This window comes from Nonomuraea sp. NPDC005692 (assembly GCF_040631115.1).
In the GTDB taxonomy this organism is placed as follows: Bacteria; Actinomycetota; Actinomycetes; order Streptosporangiales; family Streptosporangiaceae; genus Nonomuraea.
Genome location: NZ_JBEXYU010000015.1, coordinates 82,710 through 102,607 on the forward strand (window position 1 = coordinate 82,710; position 19,898 = coordinate 102,607).

Below are 19,898 nucleotides of genomic sequence, written 5' to 3' on the forward strand. Positions count from 1 at the left end.
ACCATGTCATCCATCATGTCCCGTCGTGGATTCCTCGGACTCGCGCTCGCCGGCGCCACGGTCGCCGGGCTCGCGGCCTGCGGCGGCGAGAGCGGCCCCGCAGGCGTGAAGAAGGGCGGCGCGGATCTGTCCAAGAAGCTGACGCTGCCGACGTACACCGCCGCCAAGATCCCCACACCCGACCTGCCGATCGACGCCGGCCAGGACCCCGCGTACCTGAAGTACCCGAGCGAGCTGGTCAAGTCGGTCGCCACCGCGCCGGGCGACGGCAAGAAGATCACCTCGCTCACCCAGACGTGGGACGTCGCGCCGCCCGCCCCCGGCCAGAACACCTACCTGCAGGAGCTGAGCAAGGCCCTGGGCTCCGAGTGGAGCATGAACATCGTCGTGGGCGACGGCTACCCCGACAAGTTCAACGCCATCATCGCCAGCGACGACCTGCCCGACCTGGTCTGGTTCCCGCCGAACCAGGGCCTGCAGCGGGTGCCCGAGCTGCTGGCGGCCAAGTTCCACGACCTGACGTCGTACCTGAGCGGCGACGCGATCAAGAAGTACCCGAACCTGGCCAACCTGGGCGACGTGACCTGGAAGTCCGCGGTCACCGACGGGAAGCTGTACGGCGTCGCGGTGGCCTACAGCCGCTTCGGCCAGGTGTTCCTGGTCAACCAGGACTACTGGCAGCCGGTCGGCGGCACCGAGTTCACCAGCGCCGACGACTTCCTGGCCAAGGCCAAGCAGCTGCTCGACGTGAAGAAGAACAAGTACCCGCTCGAGCCGAGCTACTACAACCACGTGCACATGTTCAGCCACTGGTACGGCGCCCCCAACACCTGGAAGCTGACCGGCGGCAAGCTGACCCACCAGTTCGAGACGCCCGAGTACCAGGCGGCGCTGGAGCTCGCGGTCAAGTGCTTCAAGGCCAACCTGTTCTGGCCCGACCCCGCCCTGGCCACCATCAAGGACAAGGTCGCCAACGGCCAGATCGGCGCGTACGTCGAGTCGTTCCCCGGCTTCCTCAACGACGCCAAGACCCAGAAGTACAACCTGGGCGCGATCGTGCCGTTCGCGGCCACGCCGTCGTCCAAGCCGGTCTACAACGCCGGGCTCGGCTCGGTGGGCTTCACCTCGATCAGCAAGAAGGTGGACGCCAAGCGCATCGAGACCCTGCTCGGGGTGCTCAACTACCTGGCCGCCCCGTTCGGCACGGAGGAGTACGAGCGCGTCAACTTCGGCGTCGAGGGCACCCACTTCACCAAGAAGGACGGCGACCTCGCCTTCACCGACAAGGGCACGGCCGAGGTGCCCACCACGCAGCAGCCGCTCTCGTTCGTGATCGGGTCGCCGTCCGCGCTGTTCCTGCCCGGCCAGCCCGAACGCACCAAGCTCATCCACGACTTCGAGACCAAGATCGCTTCTATGCTTCAGGAGCGCGTCACCACCGGCCACTTCTCCGACACCTACACCCAGAAGAACGGTGAGCTGAGCACCATGGCCTCGGACATGGTCGTGGACATCGTGACCGGGCGTAAGTCGATGTCGGACTGGCCGGCCTTCGTCAAGAAGTGGCTGGGCAGGGGCGGCGAGGCGATGCGTGCCGAGTACGAGGCCTCCATCGCCAAGGGCTGATCGTTCTACCGTTTGAAAGGACACTTGTGGAAGACCTGCGCATCGGAGTCATCGGGCTCGGCCTGCGGACGAGTCTCGCCCTGGCCGCCCACCGGCCGGGCGAGGGCTCGGTCGTGGCCGCGCTGTGCGACTCCGACCCGGCAGCGCTCAAGAAGCAGTCGGAGCGGTTCGAGGCGGAGTTCCTGACCGGGGAGTACCGCGAGCTGCTCGACCGGCCGGATCTCGACGCGATCGTCGTCAACACCCCCGACGACACGCACGAGCGCATCGCCATCGACGCTCTCCAGGCCGGCAAGGCCGTCTACCTGGAGAAGCCGATGGCCATCACCGTCGAGGGCTGCGACAACATCCTGCGGGCCGCCCGCGAGACGGGCAGCCGCCTGTACGTGGGGCACAACATGCGCCACATGGGCGTGGTCCGCCTGATGCGCGACATCATCCGCAAGGGTGTGATCGGTGAGCCCAAGACCGTGTGGGTACGCCACTTCGTGTCCTACGGCGGCGACTACTACTTCAAGGACTGGCACGCCGACCGCACCCGTACGACGGGCCTGCTGCTGCAGAAGGCGGCGCACGACCTCGACGTGATCCACTGGCTGGCCGGCGGCTACACCACCCGCGTGAACGCCCTCGGCGACCTGATGGTCTACGGCGACCTGCCGCGCCGCGAGCCCGGGACGCCCCGGCCGGAGGGCTGGCTGCGGGAGTTCGAGTGGCCGCCCACGCAGCGACGCGACCTGCACCACGTGATCGACGTCGAGGACGTCTCGGTCATGAACATGCGCCTGGACAACGGCGTCATCGCCGCCTACCAGCAGTGCCACTTCAGCCCCGACTACGTGCGCAACTACACGGTCATCGGGACCGAGGGCCGGCTGGAGAACTTCGGCGACGGCCCGGGGGACACGGTCAAGGTGTGGAACACCGGCCCCACCTCCTACCGGGACGACTGCGACATCGCCTACCAGGTGCCGGCCGCGCAGGGCTCGCACGGCGGGGCCGACACGCAGATCATGGCCGAGTTCTGCCGGTTCGTCAGGGAGGGCGGGGCGACCGACACCTCACCCGTGGCGGCCAGGATGAGCGTCGCCGCCGGGTACATGGCCACGATGTCGCTGCGCGACGGCGGCATGCCGTACGACGTGCCGTCGCTGGACCCGGAGCTGGCCGCGTACTTCGACAACGGCCAGCGCTGAGCGGCGCCGGGGCCGGGCGGGGGGACCCGCGCGGCCCCGGCGGACGTCAGCGGCCGGCGTCCTTGGGGTCGCGCTCGCGCTCCAGGTCGGGGAACGGGGACGGCTCGTTGACGGCCTGGGTGATCTGGCGGGGGCCCTTGGGGCTCTCGGCCTCCTGCGCGTCGGCGACCGCCTCGGCCGCCGCCTCCGAGGCCGCCGCGATCTCCCTGTCCAGCTCCTCCGACGGCCGGGGCTCCTCCTCGCGGGTGGCGGCCGACTTCGGCAGCGCCTCGGTGAACGCCTTCGAGACGCCCTGCAACGCCGAGGTGACCTCGCTCGGGATGACCCAGAACGTGTTGCCGCTGCCCTGGGCGAGCTGCGGCAGCACCTGAAGGTACTGGTAGGCCAGCAGCTTGGGGTCGGGGTCGTTGCGGTGGACGGCCTGGAAGACCTGGTCGATGGCGCGCGACTGGCCCTCGGCCTCCAGGATGGCGGCCGAGCGCTGGCCCTCGGCCCGCAGGATGCGGCTCTGCTTGTCACCCTCGGCCGTGAGGATCTGCGACTGGCGCTGGCCCTCGGCGTTGAGGATCGCGGCCCGCTTGTCGCGCTCGGCCCGCATCTGCTTCTCCATCGCGTCCTTGATGGTCTTGGGCGGGTCGATGGCCTTGACCTCGACGCGGTTGACCCGGATGCCCCACTTGCCGGTGGCCTCGTCGAGCACGCCGCGCAGCTGGCTGTTGATGGTGTCGCGCGAGGTGAGCGTCTTCTCCAGGTCCATCGAGCCGATCACGTTACGCATGGTCGTGACGGTGAGCTGCTCTATCGCCTGGATGTAGTTGGCGATCTCGTACGCCGCCGCCCGGGGGTCGGTGACCTGGAAGTACAAAACGTTGTCGATCTCGACGACCAGGTTGTCCTCGGTGATGACCGGCTGGGGGCGGAAGGTCACCACCTGCTCGCGCAGGTCGATCATCGGATAGACGCGGTCGACGTAGGGGATGACGAAGTTGAGACCCGGCTTGAGCGTGCGGTGGTAGCGGCCGAGCCGCTCCACGTTGCGGGCCCGCGCCTGGGGCACGATCCGCACGGCCTTGAGCACGGTGAACGCGGCGAAAAGGATGATCAGCAGTCCGGCTATCAGCAACGGGTCCATGTGGTCACTCCCGTGGATACACGAGGGCCGTGGCGCCCTCGATCTCGATGATGTCGACGGTTGCCCCGGTGGGGATCACCAGGGTCTCGTCATAAGCGCGTGCGGACCACTCCTCACCCCCGATGCGGACCCGCCCGTCGCGGCCCGTGACCTCGGAGACCACGTACGCGGGCTTGCCGACCAGCGCCTCCACGCCGAAACGCTGCAACGGCGGCTGCTGCAGATGGCGGACGGCGAGCGGCCGGATGACCACCATCCCCGCCGCGGACGACAGGGCGAACACGAGGATCTGCAAGGGGACGGGCAGCCCTACGGCGGCCGTCACGGCGGTCAGGAGAGCGGCCACGCCCAGGAGGCCGAGGGCCGCCGTGAGAGTGAACAGTTCGGCCACACCGAGGACGACTGCGAGGATTATCCAGATGACCCATTCATCCATGCTCCGGCCCTCCTGAACCTATAACGGGCCTGTGTGTGTGACTGGTTCCCCCTTACCACCGTAATCCCCCATTCGTCCGCAGGGCACCCGTCACCGGCCGGCCGGCGGGGCGGCCAGGGCGCTTCCCAGGACCCACTTCTCCCACGGAAGTTGCCAGAAGCCCCACCCGTTGTCCCATTCCAGCTGGCGGGCGGTGCCGGTGATCAGCACGGGGTCGCCGCGCAGCGATCCGGCGTAGAACCAGGCCGCCTGGTCGGGGCGGGCGTTGATGCAGCCGTGGCTGACGTTTTCCCTTCCCTGGGCCCAGACGTTGTCCTTCGCGTGCACGTACTCGCCGCTGTTGGAGATGCGCACGGCGTGCTCGATCAGCAGGTCGTAGTAGCCGGGGTCGCCCTTGGCGCGGCCTGGGGAGATCATGCGGACCGGGTTTCCCTTGTCCATGGTCAGGTGCATGCCGCTGGTGGTGGTGTATTCGCGCGTGGTGGCCATGCCGGCGCTGATGGCCATCTGCTGCGCCACCCTGCCGTCGCGGCGCACGACCATCTGGTGGGTGCGGGCGTCGACCGTGCTGGTCTGCCTGCGGCCCACGGTGAAGGCGAAGGTGGAGTCGAGGGTGCCATAGACGCCCGGGGCGGGGCGCACCCCGGCCAGGTGGGCGCTGACCATCACCTGCTGCCCCGAGGCCCAGAACCGGTGGGTGCGGTAGACCACCTGCGTGTCGCTGGTCCAGCGCCAGGCGCCCTCGGCCGGGGTCTTCGTGGTGACCTCCAGCGACCGCTCGACGGCCGCCTTGTCCTGGATCGGGGTGTCGAAGTCGATGACGACCGGCATGCCCACGCCGACGGTCTCGCCGGGCAGCGGCGCGGTGGCGGCCACCCCGAACGTGTGCTCGGCGGCGCGGGTGCGGAAGCGGCCCATGGAGACCGTGGACGGGCCGTTCTCGCCCGCGGCCGTGGCGGTCACCGTGTACTCGGTCGCGGGTTTGAGCGTCCAGTCGGAGCGCCACCTGGTGTGCGAGGCGTCGAGCCGGCCCGGGACGTGCTCGCCTCCCTCGTAGACCAGGACCTGGGTCAGCCGGCCGCCCTGAGCCGTGATGACCAGCCCCTTGTCGGGACGGGCCCGCTTGGCGTCGAAGGCGGGGAAGACGTGCACGACCGCGGGCGCGGCCGGGGAGTCGCCGACGGGACCGCAGCCGCAGCAGGCCAGGAGGAAGGCGACACACAGGATCGCGGCACGCCGCACGTCACTCTCCGAGGGCTTTCCGAGGGAAGGGGAGTTCCCAGATTAGCGGTGAGTGACGGTCGAAGCACCTTGAGTTACTTATCCGATGGTTCCGGACACCTCGCCCAATGTCAGGCCACCCGCGGTGGCCCGGATCGTCACCGTGTCGCCGTCCTGGAGGAAGGTGCGGGTGTCGCCGCCGGACAGCTTGATCGGTTCGGCGCCGTTCCAGGTCAGCTCGATGAGCGAGCCGCGCTCGTCGCGTTCGGGGCCGGAGATCGTGCCGCTGGCGAACAGGTCTCCGGTGCGCAGGGAGGCGCCGTTCACGGTCATGTGGGCGAGCATCTGGTCGGGCGTCCAGTACATGCTCGGGTACGGCGGGCGCGAGATCACGTCGCCGTTGAGCACGACCTCGACGGCGATGTCCAGGCCCCAGTCGCCCTGCCTGCGCAGGTAGTCGAGCGGCTCGGGGTCCTGCGGGCGGCCCGGGACCCTGGGCAGCGCCTCCAGCGGCGTGACCCACGGCGAGACCGAGGTCGCGAACGACTTGCCCAGGAACGGCCCGAGCGGCACGTACTCCCACGCCTGGATGTCGCGCGCGCTCCAGTCGTTGACCAGCGTCACCCCGAACACGTGGTCCTCGAACGCCCCGGCCGGCGAGCCCAGTTCCGACGGCACGCCGACCACGAACCCCAGCTCGGCCTCGATGTCGAGCTTGGCGCACGGCCCGTAGACCCCGGCCCTGAGCTGGCCGTGCGGGCGCCGGACCGGCGTGCCGGACACGACGACCGTGCCCGACCTGCCGTGGTAGCCGACGGGCAGGTGACGCCAGTTGGGCAGCAGCGGCTCGGCGTCGGGACGGAAGATGCGGCCGATGTTGCTCGCGTGGTCGAGCGAGCAGTAGAAGTCGACGTAGTCGGCCACCTCGAACGGCATGTGCAGCCGCACCTGGTCGAGCGGGATCAGGTGGCTCTCGGTGACCGAGGAGTCGCCGGTCAGCTTGTTCTGGATGAGGGTCCTGGTGTCGTGCCAGGCCGATCGGCCCCTCGCCATGAACGGGTTGAGCGAGGGGGCGGCGAACACCTCGTCGTGCAGCGCGGCGGCCAGGTCGAGCACCTTGTCGCCGTACCTGACGCCCACTCTGGGCGATTCGCCCTGACGGGAGAACACGCCGTAGGGCAGGTTGTCCACTCCCCAGCTCACTGAATCACTCCTAGCGTCTGCAGGTCCTCGATGGGCGTGCCGGTGCTGCAGGAGCCGTAGCTGACCAGCAGCCGCCGCGCCCGCTTCGCGGTCTCCTCCGTCACGGCTCCGGCCAGCCGTACGAGATGTCCGACGTCGGTGGTGCGCAGCACGGGCGCGGGGTCGCGGCCTTCCACGGCCTCGCAGACCGACAGCAGCAGGTTGAGGAAGCCGTGCCGGTCGACGCCGAGGCTCGGGTCGAAGTGCCGGACCGCGTGGTGCAGCCCGGCCGTGGCCTTGAACGGGACGTCGGCCTCGACGCAGGCCCGGACGAACGCCGCGAGGTGCTCCACCGAGGGGAACGCCTCGGCCTTGAGCCCGCCGCAGCGCACCTTCAGGCCCACCCCGTCGGGCACGCCGGCGACCTTCCTGTCCGGCGGGACCTCGACGAACAGCCGCACGTGCGCGGGCAGGCCGAGGCGCCGGGCCAGCTCGGCGACGGACTCGTCGGCGCCGAGCCGGATCTCGACGAAGTCCACCGGCAGGTCGCCGAACTCGGGCAGCTCGGGCGTGTCCACGATCAGCCCGATGCGCCGCGGCCGGTAGGCGTGCCCGCGCAGCCGGTCGAGCCGGCTGGCCGGGCAGAGGAAGCGGTGGGTGAGCACGCCGTTGCCGTGCTCCAGGTCGCGCTGGTTGCGGGCCAGCGCCTCGTCCATGTGCAGCGACGTCGGCGGGAACAGGCCCGCGTCGTCGACCAGTTCGGCGAAGAGAGTCATCGTGCCCAGGTCCATGCGTAGCCGGGATCCTCACAGGACAGCGCGCCCGGCCCGAGGTCGAGCGGGCGGAAGGTGTCGACCATCACGGCCATCTCGCTCGTGGTGGTGACGCCGCGGGCGACCGCGTCGATCACCGCCTCGACCGCGCCGGGCTGCGGGCCGTGCGTGAACCCGGCCGGGTGCAGCGAGACCGAGCCGACGTCGATGCCCGAGCCCTTGCGCGCGGTGTAGTCGCCGCCCACGTAGAACATGAACTCGTCGGAGTCCACGTTGTGGTGGTTGTACGGGATCGGGATGGCCTCGGGGTGGTAGTCGAGCGGCCGCGGGCAGAACGAGCAGACCACGAACCCGGGCCCCTCGAACGTCTGGTGCACCGGCGGCGGCGCGTGCGTCTTCTTCACGATCGGCTCGAAGTCGTCGATGTTGAAGGCGTACGGATAGAGGTAGCCGTCCCAGCCGACCACGTCGAAGGGGTGGTTGCGGTAGACGAGCCTGGTCAGGCCGCCTCGCGTGCGGACCAGGACGGGCACCTCCTCGCCCTCGACGAGCAGGGTCTGCGAAGGGGCGCGCAGGTCGCGCTCGCAGTACGGCGCGTGCTCCAGGAACTGCCCGTACTGCGACAGGTAGCGCTTGGGCGGCCTGATGTGCCCGGACGCCTCGATGGCCAGCACGTTGACCTGCCCGTCAGGCACCCAGCGGTGGATCGTGCCGGTCGGGATGACGACGTAGTCGCCCTCGCCGGCCTCGATGACGCCGTACGTGGACTCGAAGCGGACCGAGCCGCGCTGCACGTAGACGCACTCGTCGCCCATGGAGTTGCGGTACAGCTCGCTGGGGCGGTCGCTGGTGGCGTACGACAACCGGACGTCGGCGTTGCCGGCGAGCAGGATGCGGCCGTTGACCAGGTCACCCGCGCTCGACAGCTCCTGGGTGCGGAAATGGCGCGGGGAGAGCGGCAGGTTGGGCTCCAGCCGCGTCGTCGCGGACGTGGGCGTGACCGCCTCGGCCTTGATGATCGCGGTGGGCAGGTGGCGGTGGTAGAGCAGCGAGGAGTCGGACGAGAAGCCCTCCTCGCCCATCAGCTCCTCGGCGTAGAGGCCGCCGTCCGGCCGCCTGAACTGCGTGTGCCGCTTGCGCGGCACTTCCCCAACGACGCGGTAGTACGGCATCCGCCCTCCATGTTGTCCGCTTACCGGACGCATGTGTCCTCTATGTGTGACTACCGTCCGCCATCGGTGTGGAGATGTCAACCCAGCGCGGCGGCCAGCTCGGCGGCCGCCGCCACCACGCGCGGCCCCGTCCCCTCCTCCAGCGGGCCGAACGTCACCACCCCCACCGAAGCCTCCAGCCACGGCAGTCCGGTCACGGGCGCGGCGATGCCCCGCGCCCCCACCTGCAACTGCCCCTCCGTCACGAGGTATTCGTCGCGCCCCTCGCGCAGGGCCAGGATCGCCCGGCCCGCCGCGCCTTTCGCCAGCGGATGGCGCGACCCCTCCCGGTAGGCCACGTGCAGGTCGGTCCAGGACGGCTCCACCACCGCCACCGCCAGCCCGTCGTCGCCCTCGGCCACGGTCAGGTGGGCGGTCGCGCCCACCTGCTCGGCCAGCCGCCGCAGCGTCGGCACCGCCGCCGCCCGCAGCAGCGGCTGCACGGCCTGGGCCAGCACCAGCACCCCGAACCCGAGATGCACCCGCCCTTCGGCGTCGCGGCGGACGAACCCCTCGTTCAGCAGCGTCGTGAGCAGCCGGTAGACCACCGGCCGGCTCAGCGACAGCTCGGTGCTCAGCTCGGTCGGTGTGCGCCCGCCCTTCCCGTCGGCGAGAAGTCGCAGCAGGCGCAGCCCGCGTTCGAGCGTCTGGGCGGATTCGGCGGCCATGACTTCGATTATGGAGTGGCGGCCGACCAGTGAAAGAGCACGGTGAAGGGGTACGTAGGGACGAGAAGGCGTCGGGGGGTGGAGATGCGGCAGAGGTGGCTGTTCCTGGTCGCCGGGCTGGCTCTCTGCGCCCTGCCGCCGGCCGTGCCGTCGCTCACGACGCCGATCGCGTACATGGCGAGGGAGACCCTGATCGACCCGCCGCCGCGCCCGGGGGGCGACCGGCTGGTCGAGAACACCTTCTACCTCACCCAGGGCATCACGGTGAGCCAGTGGCTGCTGCCGGTCGCCAAGGGCGTGACCTTCCGCGCCGGCTACGTCGCCGTGGGGGTCAACGTCGACGCGGGCGGGCGGTTGTCCGGCACGCCCTCGCGCGTGGGCACGTTCATCGCCCCGGTCCGGCTCTGCACGGGGGACTCGTGCGAGGAGCAGCTCATCACCCTCGTCGTGCTCGGGAACGTTCCATGGGAGCCGCGCGAGCTGACCTTCCCCGGCCGGGCCGGCGTCCCGCTCGCCGGCGAGATCGGCATCAACGGCGGCCCCCAGGGCGTCATCCCCACCTTCAGCGTGACCGACCACGCCAAGCTGCCCGCGGGCGTGACGATCGGCCCCGACGGGCACGTGGGCGGGGTGCCCCAGGCGGCCGGCATCTCCGAGGTCCCGGTGCGCGTCTGCGTGGCGGGCAACTGCGCGGGCGTCGTGGTCCGGTTGATCATCGTCTGAGCCCTTGCGCGGGTGCGGGTCCTGCGGTCACGGTGGTTCCATGAAATCGGTCATTGTGGTCGGAGCCGGTATATGGGGGTCGTCACTGGCGTTGCGGCTGGCCGAAACCGGCTGGCTGGTGACCCTGGTCGAACAGCACAAGCCCGGACACGTCCGGCAGGCCAGCGCGGGGGAGACGCGGCTCCTGCGCTGCGCGCACGGCGCCGACGACTGGTACGCGCGGCTGGCCTGGGAGGCGCGGGAGGGCTGGCGGCGGCTGGGTGAGCGGGCCGGCGAGGAACTGTTCCTGGAGTCGGGCATGGTGTGGTTCGCGGCCCGGCCGGACGGGTGGGAGCACGCCAGCGCCCAAGTACTGAAAAATCTGGATATCCCGGTTGAGGTGCTCGACCCGGCGGACGGGCGGCGGTTCTTCCCCGACTACCGCGGCGACGACCTGAGCTTCCTGCTCCGGGAGCCGCACGCGGGCGTGCTCAGGGCACGGCGGGCGACGCAGGTGACCGCCGGGCTGGCCCTGGCGGCCGGCGTCCGGCTGGTCAGGGGACGGGCGGCGCCCGTGCCGGGGCTGAGCGCGGTCGAGGTGGACGGCGAGGTGCGGCGGGCCGACCGCGTCGTGTGGGCGTGCGGCGCCTGGCTGCCCGGCCTGTTCGCCGTGCCGGTCACGGTGACCAGGCAGGACACGGTGCACTTCGCCGCGCCCGCCGCGTGGTCGTCCCCCGAGACGCCCGCCTGGGTGGACTACGGCTCCTCGGCCTACGGGCACGGCGACGTGGACGGGGTCGGCATGAAGGCCACCTCCGATGCCGAAGGGGAGCCGTACGAGCCGGAGGAGGGCAGCCGGGTGGTGGATCCGTCCGCGGTCGGGCAGGCCCGCGACTACCTGCGGCGCAGGTTCCCCTCGCTGGCCGCCGCGCCGGTGCTGTTCAGCCAGGTCTGCCAGTACGCGCTCACCCCCGACGCCGAGTGGATCATCGCCGAGGACGCGCCCGGCGTGTGGCTGCTCGGCGGCGACTCGGGCCACGGGTTCAAGCACGCACCGGCCCTGGCCGCGTACGTGGCCGCGATCCTGGACGGCGAGCGCGTCCCCGAGCCGCGCTTCGGGCTCGGCCACGAGCGCGCGGTCGCCCGCGGCCTGCGCACGAGCGGAGACCTCGGGGTAGGGCCCGCCTCACCGGAACTCGGGGGACGACGGGCATGATCGGCGCGGGCGTGCGGATCAGACTTTCCCTGTAACCGACACGACAGGGAGCCCGCCATGACCACCGCCCTCGCCTCGCAGACCGCCGAGCCCCGTACCCCCCAGCCGCCGCCCGTCGTGCACGCCGCCGCGCTGCTGTGGATGTCCGCCGTCGCGGCGGGGGCGTTCGAGACCGTGCTCGCCGTCGGCAGGGAGCTCTACGAGGGCACCTCGGGCGTCCTGGACCTGCTGCCCGGCGCCGGTCTGCGGGTGGCCGTCTTCGCCGCGGCGGTCTTCCTGGCGCTGCGGATGCGCGCGGGGCAGAACTGGGCCAGGCTCACGCTGGCCGTCGGGCTCGGCGTGTTCGGCACGTTGTCGCTGGTCGTGGGGCCGATCCAGTGGCTGCTGCAGGGCGGCTCGATCGCCGAGGCGGCCGCCGGGGCCGACATGGTGACCTGGCTCTTCACGATCAGCCGGGTGCTGCACGTGACGGCCGTGCTCGGGGCCGTCACGCTGATGTTCCAGCCGCGGGCCAACGCCTGGTTCCGCTCAGAGTGAGACCGGCTCGGGCTCCGGCTCGGGGGCGCGCAGGTTGCGCACCCCCGGCGCGGCCAGCGCGGCCAGCGTGGACAGCACGACGAGGGCGGCGCAGCCGAGCAGCGCCCCCTCGGTGCCGAAGGCCACCGCCGCCGGCGCGGCCAGCATCAGCCCGATCGGCCCGAACATCAGTGACCCGAGCGCGTCGTACGAGCTGACCCGCGACAACGACTCCGCCGGGATCTCGCGCTGCATCGTCGTCTGCCACAACACGCCGAAGACGTCGAAGCACACGCCCAGCACGAACGCCCCCGCCACGATCGCCCACAGCGGCGCGTCCAGCCCGAGCAGCACGTACGGCAGCGCGGTCGGCAGGCACAGCAGCGTGCCGAGCAGGATCGGCCGGCGCGGGCGCAGCCGCAACGACACCAGCACCCCGGCGATCGTCCCGACGGCCTCGCCCGCCAGGAACGCCGACCAGGCCGCCGGCCCGCCCAGCGTCTCCTTGGCCAGCAGCGGCCCGAGCACGCCGTGCCCGGCCTGGATCGCCATCACCAGCACCGAGAACTGGGCGACCACCACCCAGATCCACTGCCGCGAGCTGAACTCGCGCCACCCGTGGCGCAGGTCGGCCAGCACCGAGTGCCGCTCGGCCGCCGCGCGCTCGGCGAGGGTCGGGCGCAGCAGCGCGATCAGCACGCCGGCCAGCGCGAACATCGCGCCGCTGACCAGCAGGGCCCAGCCGCCGCCGAACAACAGCACCGTGCCGCCGCTCAGCACCACCCCGGCCACGCGCGAGGCGTTCGCGCCGAGGCCGAGCAGCGCGTTGCCGGCCTGCAGCCGGTCGGCGGGCACGACCTCGGGGATGATGCCGGTCAGCGCCGGGAACATGATCGCCATGCCCACGCCGCAGGCCGCCGCCGCGACGCTCATCACGGGCAGCGGCGCCCAGCCGGTCAGCATCATCGCCGCCAGCGCGAAGTAGCCCAGCGCCATGAGCAGCTCGCCGGCCATCATCACCCGCTGCCGCGGCAACCGGTCCGCGATCACCCCGCCGATCAGCATGAACACGATCATGGGCAGCGACTCGGCGGTGAGCACCACCGACAACGTCGTGGCGTCGGCGCCCGGCAGGTCGAGGATGCCGAAGGCGAGCGCCACGGGCGCGAAGGCGCTGCCGAGCATGGAGATGGTTCGCGCGGACAACAACAGGGCGAACTTGCGGTCGCGGAGCAGCCCGAGGTCGCGGAGGTAGCTGTGCACTGGGCCGGTCCCCTCGAAAACGGTCAAATCCGTCCCAGTCTGCCGTTTCTGCCGGCGCGTTGTCGTCCCAATATTTGTCACGGAGGTGACAGGGCCGGTCGCGAAAAGTGCGGGCGTCAGGCAAGAACCGCGCCCGGTTCTCGCGTAGTTTCCAGGCATGCCTGACGCGCAGGTCGATCGCACGCCCCGGCGGGCCGAGGGCGGGCCCGAGGGGGCGCGGGAGGAAGCGGCGCGCACCGGGTGGGTCAGGGTGGTGCGGGGACGTACGAGGGTGGTGCGGGAGAACCCGGACGGCTCGGGGTGGCACTGGGCGGAAGAAGACGGATGATCACCCCGCCGCTGCCTCGCCAGGGCTCGACTGTGATGCCTACTGCCCGTCGAGAACCGCGTGAGGACCGCCGTGGATCTCATTGAAGGTTGTTGATCGTCCAGATATTGTGCTATTTGCCCACGATCGCCCCCCATGGGAGTAAAGGCGTCATGCGACTGCGGAAGATCTTCGTCATCGGACTGACCCTGTCGTTGCTCGGCGTCGGAGTTCCCGCCTGGTCGCAGGACGATCCACGGGGCTGCAACGACCTGATGTCCGCCGACACCCCGGCGTACGTCGTCTGCCGCTGGCTGGCCACTCCCGAGGAGGCCGCCGACATCGCCCGGTTCTGGCTGGACAACGACGGCAAGAACATGATCGACTCCGGCCCGATGCGCGAGATCGTGGTCGACTGCTCCGAGCCGGGCAACGAGTGCGCGACCGACTCCGAGGGCGACGGCGAGATGCACGACGTCGACTCCCCGGACGTCGACGGCGCCGAGGACGGCGGCACCCCCGACCAGTGCCCGGACGGCCAGAAGTGCCACGTCGACCCCGACGAGATCTCCGCCGCCGCCAAGACGGCCGCCGCCGAGAGCCCGGCGGGCCAGGCCGTGAAGAGCGCGGTCGAGGCCGGCCTGCGGACCTGGATCGAGACCGAGCTGGCCGACGACTACAAGGCGGGCAAGCTGGCCGAGGCCGCCAAGAAGGTCGCCGCCCTGGCCGCGCAGCCGGGGGTCGCCGGGATCAGGTTCACCTCGCAGCTCGGCTACAACCAGACCTTCGCCACGGCCGAGGAGCTGGACAAGTTCGTCACCGAGGCCACGACCGCGCTGCGCAACCTCGTGCCGGGCAAGAAGCTGGCGGCGCACACAGTGGTCCCGCTGTTCGGCTGCGGCGCCAACGACGCCTGCAAGGCCGAGATGACCAAGAAGTACCCGCTGCTCGACCCCGCCCGCATCGGCGCCTGGCTCTCCGGCGGCCAGATCGACCAGCTGACCCTGGACACCGGCCACCTGGCCACCGAGTACGCCACCTGGAAGATCGACGCCGCCGAGGCCCAGCGCAACCAGTGGATCCAGGTCCGCGCCCGCGCCTGGGACGCCTACGCCCAGATCGCCGCCGAGGACGCCGGGTTCACCGCCGCCGGCACCTCCAAGCTCACCGCCGAGCAGGCCACCCAGGCCATCACCGACCGCATCGCCGCCCCGCTCCAGGCCGACGCCGCCGAGACCGTCGTCCTGTGGAGCCGCTGGCAGGACGCGCAGGGCCAGGTCAACCGGGTGTACGGCGAGAAGTGGGCGGCCAACGCCACCTGGGACCAGCTCAAGAAGCTCGGCACCGTGCGCCCGAGGCTGGCCACCGTCTACGACTACAGCAGCCCCGAGGCCGACGTCGCCACGGACATCAAGAACCTGTCCGAGGTCTTCGGCCAGGTCTACCTGCACACCGCCTGACGGGAGCCGCCCGGTCCCGGCCGGTCCCCGCCGGGTGCGGCGGGCCGGTCACGACCGGGCGGCGATGAGGGCCTGGCGGGCCCTGAGCGCGATCTCCAGCTCGAACCGGATGTCGGGGTCGGCGAGCTGGTCGCCGTAGAGCTCTTCGAGCTGCCGCAACCGGTAGCGCACGGTCTGCGGATGCACGTGCAGCCGGGCGGCCACCTCGCCGGCGCCCCGGCCGTGCCGCAACCAGGCGAGCAGCGTCTCGGCCAGCCGGTCCTGCTGGGCGGGCCGCAGGTGGGCCAGCGGCGCGAGGCGGGCCTGCGCCATGGCGCCGACCAGCTCCTCGTCCTTGAAGACCACGAGCGTGGCCATGTGGTCGGCGCAGCGCAGGAGGCCGCGCGGCAGCACGCCGCGCCGGGACAGCTCCAGCGCCTCGCGCGCCCACCTCAGGGACGTCGCCGCCGCGGCCAGCGGCACCGCCGGGCCGATCGCGGCACGGTGGCCGCGCAGCGCGTGGTCGAGCAGCTGCGCCTGCCCCGGCCCGTCCGGATCGGGCACCAGCAGGCACGGCGCGGGCCGCTCCAGCCCGCCGAGCACGTCGGGCGGCAGCGCGGGCGCCCGGTACGTCCCGTGCCGGTCGTCGAGCGCCACGCCCGCTACGGTCCTCGGCAGCCGCCACCCGGCGGCCCTGGCCAGGTCGGCGAGGGCCTCGGGGGCGGCGGGCGGCCGGCTGAGCAGCAGGTCGAGCAGGCGGTTGCGGCGGCGTTCTAGCTCGCCGGCGGCGTGTGCCCTGGCCTCGTCGTAGCCCGCGGCGGCGGCGTCGGCGAGCTGGTCGAGGCAGACGAAGATGGCCTCGCCCAGGTCGTACAGGGTCTGCGAGGTCAGGCCGAGCGGGTCGGCGATCTCCGTCAGCCGCCGCCAGCAGACGCGGGCGCCGAGCCGCATGGCCGTCTGCAGCGGCTCCAGGTTGCGGCCCTCGGCCGCCTCGCCCTTGCCGATCATGCGGAACGGCTCGGGGTCGAAGGGGGCGCCCGGGTTCTCGATGCGGTCGAGGAAGCCGTCGATGGCCTCCTCGACCGCCATCTTCACGACTTTGATGTAGATCTCGTCGGCCGGTCTGGCGTACTCGGGGATCCGGGTCTGGATCTCCTCGATCACCTCGGCGGAGACCCTTCCGATGCCCGCCTTGAGCGTTCTCACGATGTCCGCGGGGAGCCGGGTTTCGCTGATGTCACTCTTGATGGCCATCGTCCCTCCTGTCGCCATTGTGGCTCAGGCGACAAGAGTTTGCCTAGCAAGAGCTTGTTTCTATCATTTCTGCAGGAATGCGCCGAACTCGTCCACGTCAATCAGGCCGTCGCCGTCCTTGTCCAGCTTCCGCACGCCTTCCTGGGCGGCGTCCAGCGTGATGGGCTGGCCGAGGATCTCCATCAGGCGGACGAGTTCGACGGCGGAGATGCGGCCGTCCTTGTCGACGTCGATGAGGTCGAAGGTGATGGCGTGGTCGCTCATAGGGGGTGCCTTTCCTGTGTTACCGGTGCGTCGGGTCAGACCTTAGTGGCGACTTCCCGAAACGTGCCGATGAATTCGGGCGGCTCGCCGGAAATGCGGCCTTTCCCGGATTGACCGCCTCCGCCGCCGTGTCAGACCGTGGCGGCGGCCTGTTTCAGGGCCTCGACGAAGGCGGTGACGTGGGGGCGGGCGTCCGCGCGGCGCCAGGCGATGGCGAGCCGGCCCGGCTGGAGACCCGTCACCGGGCGGTAGACCATGCCAGGACGCTTGTAGAGCGCCGCGTTCCCCTCGGCCACCAGGACGACGCCCAGACCGCTGATCACGGCCTCGAACACCTCCTCCGGCGTGTTCGCCGTGACGCCGACGACCGGGTCGTCGTCCCGGGCGTCGCGGGCGAGCCAGAAGTCGCGCAGCGGGCCGGCCGCGGCGGGCAGCGCGATGAACGGCTCGTCCCGCAGCTCGGCGAACGGGACCTCGGCCATGCCGGCCAGCCGGTGACCGGCCGGCATCGCCACCCCCCGCTCCTCGGTGACCAGCACGTACCTCTCCAGCCCCGGCGGCACCGGCAGCCAGATGAACGCCACGTCGGAGGAGCCGTCGGCGAGGCCGCCGCTCGGGTCGTCCCAGCCCACGAGCCGGAGCGACACCTCCCACCCCGGCCGGGCCTGCCGGAACAGCCGCAGCGCCTCCTGCTGCAACCCGCGGCCGACGGCCGTCTGCATCCCGATGACCAGCGTCCCGGCGGGGGCGGCGGCGCGTGCCGTCTCCACCCCGGCGGCCCAGCGTCCGAGCAGTTCGCGGGCCACCGGCAGCAGCGCCGCGCCCTGCCGGGTCAGCGTCACGCCGCCGTGCACCCGTTCCAGCAGCGCGAACCCGAGCTGCCGCTCCAGCACCCTGAGCTGCTTGGACAGGGCCGGCTGCGAGACGAAGAGCCGCTCGGCGGCGCGCGTCACGTTCAGCTCCTCGGCCACCGCGACGAAGTAGCGGAGCTCCCGCAGGTGCACGTCCATAACCGATGGTTATAGCAAAGGGTCTTGGACGCCGGGCGCCCCCCGGCGGCACGATCATCGTCATGAAGACACGCGAACTCGGAACACTGCAGGTCCCCGCGCTCGGTTTCGGCGCGATGGTGCTCTCGCCCGGTGTGTACGGCGACATCGACGACGCCCGTGCCGAGAAGGCGTTGCGGGCGGCCCTGGACGGCGGCGCCGGCCACATCGACACCAGCGACGCCTACGGGGTGGACGGCCACAACGAGCGCCTGGTCGGCCGCGCGCTCAAGGGACGCCCCCGTGACGAGGTCGTGGTGGCCACCAAGTTCGGCCTGGCGATCCCGGACGGCGAGCCCAGCCGCCCGTACCCGGTCGGGTACGCGTTCAACGAACTGCGCGTGAACGCCGACCCGCGCCTGGTCCGCCGCTACGCCGAGCGCAGCCTGCGCAACCTGGACACCGACACGATCGACCTGTACTACCTGCACTACCCGGACCCCGGCGTCCCGGTGGAGGAGACGGTCGGCGCGATGGCGGACCTGGTGCGCGACGGCCTGATCAGGCACATCGGCCTGTCGAACGTGACGGCGGCCCAGCTCAGGGCCGCGCACGCCGTCCATCCGGTGACGGCCGTGCAGAACGAGTGGTCGATGTGGCGGCCGGTGGAGCCGGACCTGCTGGCCACGGCCCGCGAGCTCGGCGTCGGCCTGGTGGCCTGGAGCCCGCTGGGCAACGGCTTCCTGACCGGCACGGTCCAGCGGCTGGAGGAAGGCGACTTCCGCCACAACGCGCCCCGGTTCTCGGCGGAGAACCTGGCCGGCAACAACGACAGGTACGCCCCCATCCGAACCCTGGCCACCAACCTCGGCATCACCCCCGCCCAGCTGGCCCTGTCCTGGCTGCTGCACCAGGACGAGCACGTGGTGGCGATCCCGGGCAGCCGCACCCCCGCCCACATCGAGGAGAACCTGGCCGCCGCCGACCTCACCCTGCACCCGGACACCCTGCACAGGATCGACGAGGCGCTGGTCAGGTTCGACGTGTCCGGCGGGACCCTCCTGTGAGCGCCGGGCCGCCGCCCAACAGCGTCGCCCGGGTGGCGCACAGGGCCGCGCCCACGAGCAGGACGGCGACCGCGGCGACGACCCGCAGGAGCCCGTCGGCCGAGGACGGCGCGGCGAAGTAGACGCTGCCGAGCCCGGCGACGGCGGTCACCCCGGCCAGCACCGGCCCGGTGGCGTTCAGCGCCGAGATCGCCGACGCCAGCCGCGGCTCGACCAGCGTGGTGACGCGCGCGATCAGCGGGCTGTACCCGGCGGCGTGCCCGGCCCCGGCCAGGAGCAGCAGCGGGACGGCCACGTCCGGCCGCCACTCGTCCCGGCACAGCAGCACCAGCAGGCCGGCGCCGGCCGCGAAGGCGACCGGCCCCGCGACCGGCAGAACCCGCTGCAGTCCCGGCGGATACCGGGTCCAGCTCAGGCTGAGCGCGCCGAATCCCAGCGCGTACGGGACGAAGGCCAGCCCCGCCCACAGCGGCGAGTACCCCAGCGCGGTCTGGAGGTGCAGCGTGAGGGTGAGCAGGAAGACGGTGTAGCAGCCCATGACGATCCAGCACGCCGCCAGCCCCGGTTTCACCCCGCGCGGCCGTACCGACGCCAGGTCCAGCAGCGGGTGCCGGGCCCTGGTCTCGTGCCGGACGAACACCACCGACAGCGCGGCGCCGCAGGCCAGCGAGATCCACACCCAGAGCGGCCGGCCGAGGTCGCGGCCGAAGATCAGCGGGACGGTGATCGCGGCCATGGCCGCGGTCAGGATCGCCACGCCGCCCGGGTCCAGGCGCGTCCGCGCGGTCACGGGCGAGGGCGGCAGCAGGCGCGGCCCCAGGGCCAGCGAGATCACGCCGATCGGGATGTTGATCAGGAACACCGGCCGCCAGGACAGGCCCAGGAGGTCGGCGCTGACGACCAGCCCGCCGACGACCTGCCCCAGCGCGACGCCCAGGGCGAGCACCATGCTGTACAGGCCGATCGCCCGGCGGCGGGCGTCGCCCGCCCAGTGCGTCTGGATGAGGGCGAAGATCTGCGGGGTGAGCAGCGCCGCCCCGACGGCCTGCGCGATCCGCGCGAGCACCAGCACGCCGACGTCGGGGGCCAGCCCGCACAGCAGCGAGGCGCCGGTGAACCAGCCCAGCCCGAGCAGGAACGCGCGCCGCTGCCCGACGAGGTCGCCGATCCGCGCGCAGGTGACCAGGAGCACGCCGACGGTCAGGAGGTAGCCCGACACGACGAGCTGGATCGCCGTGCCGCCGGCGTCGAGGTCCTGGCGGATGGTCTGCGCGGCGACCGACACGATCGAGCCGTCCATGGAGGCCATGACCTGACCGGTGAGCAGCACGGCGAGCATCGGGCCACGGCGCACGCCCGTCACCAGGGGAGAAACGGGAGAAATCACCCGCTCAGCATCGGCCGTCCGCCCCTGCCCGGTCTTGAAGAAACTTGCA

20 protein-coding genes are annotated in these 19,898 nt (G+C 71.5%); 8 read left to right on the forward strand and 12 right to left on the reverse strand.

Going from position 1 to position 19,898, the window contains the following annotated elements; genetic code table 11:
* The first annotated feature begins 3 nt into the window (after positions 1-3).
* Together ABZ459_RS28270 and ABZ459_RS28275 are read left to right on the forward strand one after the other, a co-directional pair.
* Positions 4-1,626 carry a hypothetical protein gene (locus ABZ459_RS28270; RefSeq protein ID WP_357976248.1) on the forward strand — a complete coding sequence of 541 codons (1,623 nt, stop codon included), beginning with the start codon at positions 4-6 and terminating at the stop codon, positions 1,624-1,626.
* Positions 1,627-1,652: 26 nt separating this feature from the next.
* Complete coding sequence (locus ABZ459_RS28275) at positions 1,653-2,822, forward strand: Gfo/Idh/MocA family oxidoreductase (RefSeq protein ID WP_357976250.1); 1,170 nt, start codon at positions 1,653-1,655, stop codon at positions 2,820-2,822.
* A 46-nt stretch (positions 2,823-2,868) separates the two neighbouring features.
* On the opposite strand, the gene ABZ459_RS28280 is transcribed toward ABZ459_RS28275, so the two are convergent.
* The 7 genes from ABZ459_RS28280 to ABZ459_RS28310 all read right to left on the reverse strand — a co-directional run bounded on the left by ABZ459_RS28280 (position 2,869) and on the right by ABZ459_RS28310 (position 9,445).
* Complete coding sequence (locus ABZ459_RS28280; RefSeq protein WP_357976253.1) at positions 2,869-3,954, reverse strand: SPFH domain-containing protein; 1,086 nt, start codon at positions 3,952-3,954, stop codon at positions 2,869-2,871.
* Positions 3,955-3,958: 4 nt separating this feature from the next.
* The gene (locus tag ABZ459_RS28285; RefSeq protein WP_352324976.1) at positions 3,959-4,390 is read right to left on the reverse strand and encodes an NfeD family protein; all 432 of its coding nucleotides are present in this window, start codon (positions 4,388-4,390) and stop codon (positions 3,959-3,961) included.
* Between the two features lie 90 nt (positions 4,391-4,480).
* The gene (locus tag ABZ459_RS28290; RefSeq protein ID WP_357976257.1) at positions 4,481-5,632 is read right to left on the reverse strand and encodes an Ig-like domain-containing protein; all 1,152 of its coding nucleotides are present in this window, start codon (positions 5,630-5,632) and stop codon (positions 4,481-4,483) included.
* A gap of 78 nt (positions 5,633-5,710) precedes the next feature.
* Positions 5,711-6,814: a fumarylacetoacetase gene (gene fahA, locus ABZ459_RS28295; RefSeq protein ID WP_357976260.1), complete on the reverse strand. Its 1,104-nt coding sequence runs from the start codon at positions 6,812-6,814 to the stop codon at positions 5,711-5,713.
* Positions 6,811-7,584 (reverse strand): hypothetical protein, encoded by a 774-nt coding sequence (locus ABZ459_RS28300; protein ID WP_357976262.1) that lies wholly within the window; start codon positions 7,582-7,584, stop codon positions 6,811-6,813. Before ABZ459_RS28300 ends, fahA begins: the two co-directional genes overlap by 4 nt.
* Complete coding sequence (locus ABZ459_RS28305; RefSeq protein ID WP_357976265.1) at positions 7,566-8,738, reverse strand: homogentisate 1,2-dioxygenase domain-containing protein; 1,173 nt, start codon at positions 8,736-8,738, stop codon at positions 7,566-7,568. Before ABZ459_RS28305 ends, ABZ459_RS28300 begins: the two co-directional genes overlap by 19 nt.
* Positions 8,739-8,815: 77 nt before the next feature.
* On the reverse strand, positions 8,816-9,445 hold the full coding sequence (locus tag ABZ459_RS28310; RefSeq protein WP_352324970.1) for a helix-turn-helix domain-containing protein: 630 nt from the start codon (positions 9,443-9,445) through the stop codon (positions 8,816-8,818).
* A gap of 84 nt (positions 9,446-9,529) precedes the next feature.
* Here ABZ459_RS28310 and ABZ459_RS28315 point away from each other — a divergent pair, with 84 nt between their 5' ends.
* The 3 genes from ABZ459_RS28315 to ABZ459_RS28325 are packed head-to-tail and all read left to right on the forward strand — an operon-like array spanning position 9,530 to position 11,900.
* The gene (locus ABZ459_RS28315) at positions 9,530-10,168 is read left to right on the forward strand and encodes a hypothetical protein (RefSeq protein WP_357976268.1); all 639 of its coding nucleotides are present in this window, start codon (positions 9,530-9,532) and stop codon (positions 10,166-10,168) included.
* Between the two features lie 40 nt (positions 10,169-10,208).
* Positions 10,209-11,363 (forward strand): FAD-dependent oxidoreductase, encoded by a 1,155-nt coding sequence (locus tag ABZ459_RS28320; protein WP_357976271.1) that lies wholly within the window; start codon positions 10,209-10,211, stop codon positions 11,361-11,363.
* Between the two features lie 57 nt (positions 11,364-11,420).
* On the forward strand, positions 11,421-11,900 hold the full coding sequence (locus ABZ459_RS28325) for a hypothetical protein (protein WP_357976274.1): 480 nt from the start codon (positions 11,421-11,423) through the stop codon (positions 11,898-11,900).
* Here the strand turns inward: ABZ459_RS28325 and ABZ459_RS28330 are convergent.
* Positions 11,892-13,142: an MFS transporter gene (locus tag ABZ459_RS28330; protein ID WP_357976277.1), complete on the reverse strand. Its 1,251-nt coding sequence runs from the start codon at positions 13,140-13,142 to the stop codon at positions 11,892-11,894. The two genes, ABZ459_RS28325 and ABZ459_RS28330, sit on opposite strands and share 9 nt — an antisense overlap.
* Before the next feature lie 157 nt (positions 13,143-13,299).
* Between ABZ459_RS28330 and ABZ459_RS28335 the strand changes: the two genes are divergently transcribed.
* Entirely contained in the window at positions 13,300-13,470 is a 171-nt protein-coding gene (locus ABZ459_RS28335; protein ID WP_357976280.1) for a hypothetical protein, read from the forward strand.
* Positions 13,471-13,622: 152 nt separating this feature from the next.
* A complete protein-coding gene (locus ABZ459_RS28340) occupies positions 13,623-14,909 on the forward strand; it encodes a hypothetical protein (RefSeq protein ID WP_357976283.1) in 1,287 nt (428 codons plus the stop codon).
* A 48-nt stretch (positions 14,910-14,957) separates the two neighbouring features.
* On the opposite strand, the gene ABZ459_RS28345 is transcribed toward ABZ459_RS28340, so the two are convergent.
* The 3 genes from ABZ459_RS28345 to ABZ459_RS28355 all read right to left on the reverse strand — a co-directional run bounded on the left by ABZ459_RS28345 (position 14,958) and on the right by ABZ459_RS28355 (position 17,416).
* Complete coding sequence (locus tag ABZ459_RS28345; protein WP_357976286.1) at positions 14,958-16,142, reverse strand: helix-turn-helix domain-containing protein; 1,185 nt, start codon at positions 16,140-16,142, stop codon at positions 14,958-14,960.
* A gap of 63 nt (positions 16,143-16,205) precedes the next feature.
* Positions 16,206-16,406: an EF-hand domain-containing protein gene (locus ABZ459_RS28350; RefSeq protein WP_352324961.1), complete on the reverse strand. Its 201-nt coding sequence runs from the start codon at positions 16,404-16,406 to the stop codon at positions 16,206-16,208.
* Positions 16,407-16,537: 131 nt separating this feature from the next.
* The gene (locus tag ABZ459_RS28355) at positions 16,538-17,416 is read right to left on the reverse strand and encodes a LysR family transcriptional regulator (RefSeq protein ID WP_357976289.1); all 879 of its coding nucleotides are present in this window, start codon (positions 17,414-17,416) and stop codon (positions 16,538-16,540) included.
* Between the two features lie 62 nt (positions 17,417-17,478).
* Here ABZ459_RS28355 and ABZ459_RS28360 point away from each other — a divergent pair, with 62 nt between their 5' ends.
* Positions 17,479-18,462, forward strand: coding sequence for an aldo/keto reductase (locus ABZ459_RS28360; RefSeq protein WP_357976292.1), 984 nt, complete (start codon positions 17,479-17,481; stop codon positions 18,460-18,462).
* On the opposite strand, the gene ABZ459_RS28365 is transcribed toward ABZ459_RS28360, so the two are convergent.
* Positions 18,428-19,849: an MFS transporter gene (locus tag ABZ459_RS28365; protein ID WP_357976295.1), complete on the reverse strand. Its 1,422-nt coding sequence runs from the start codon at positions 19,847-19,849 to the stop codon at positions 18,428-18,430. The two genes, ABZ459_RS28360 and ABZ459_RS28365, sit on opposite strands and share 35 nt — an antisense overlap.
* Positions 19,850-19,898: the final 49 nt, after the last annotated feature.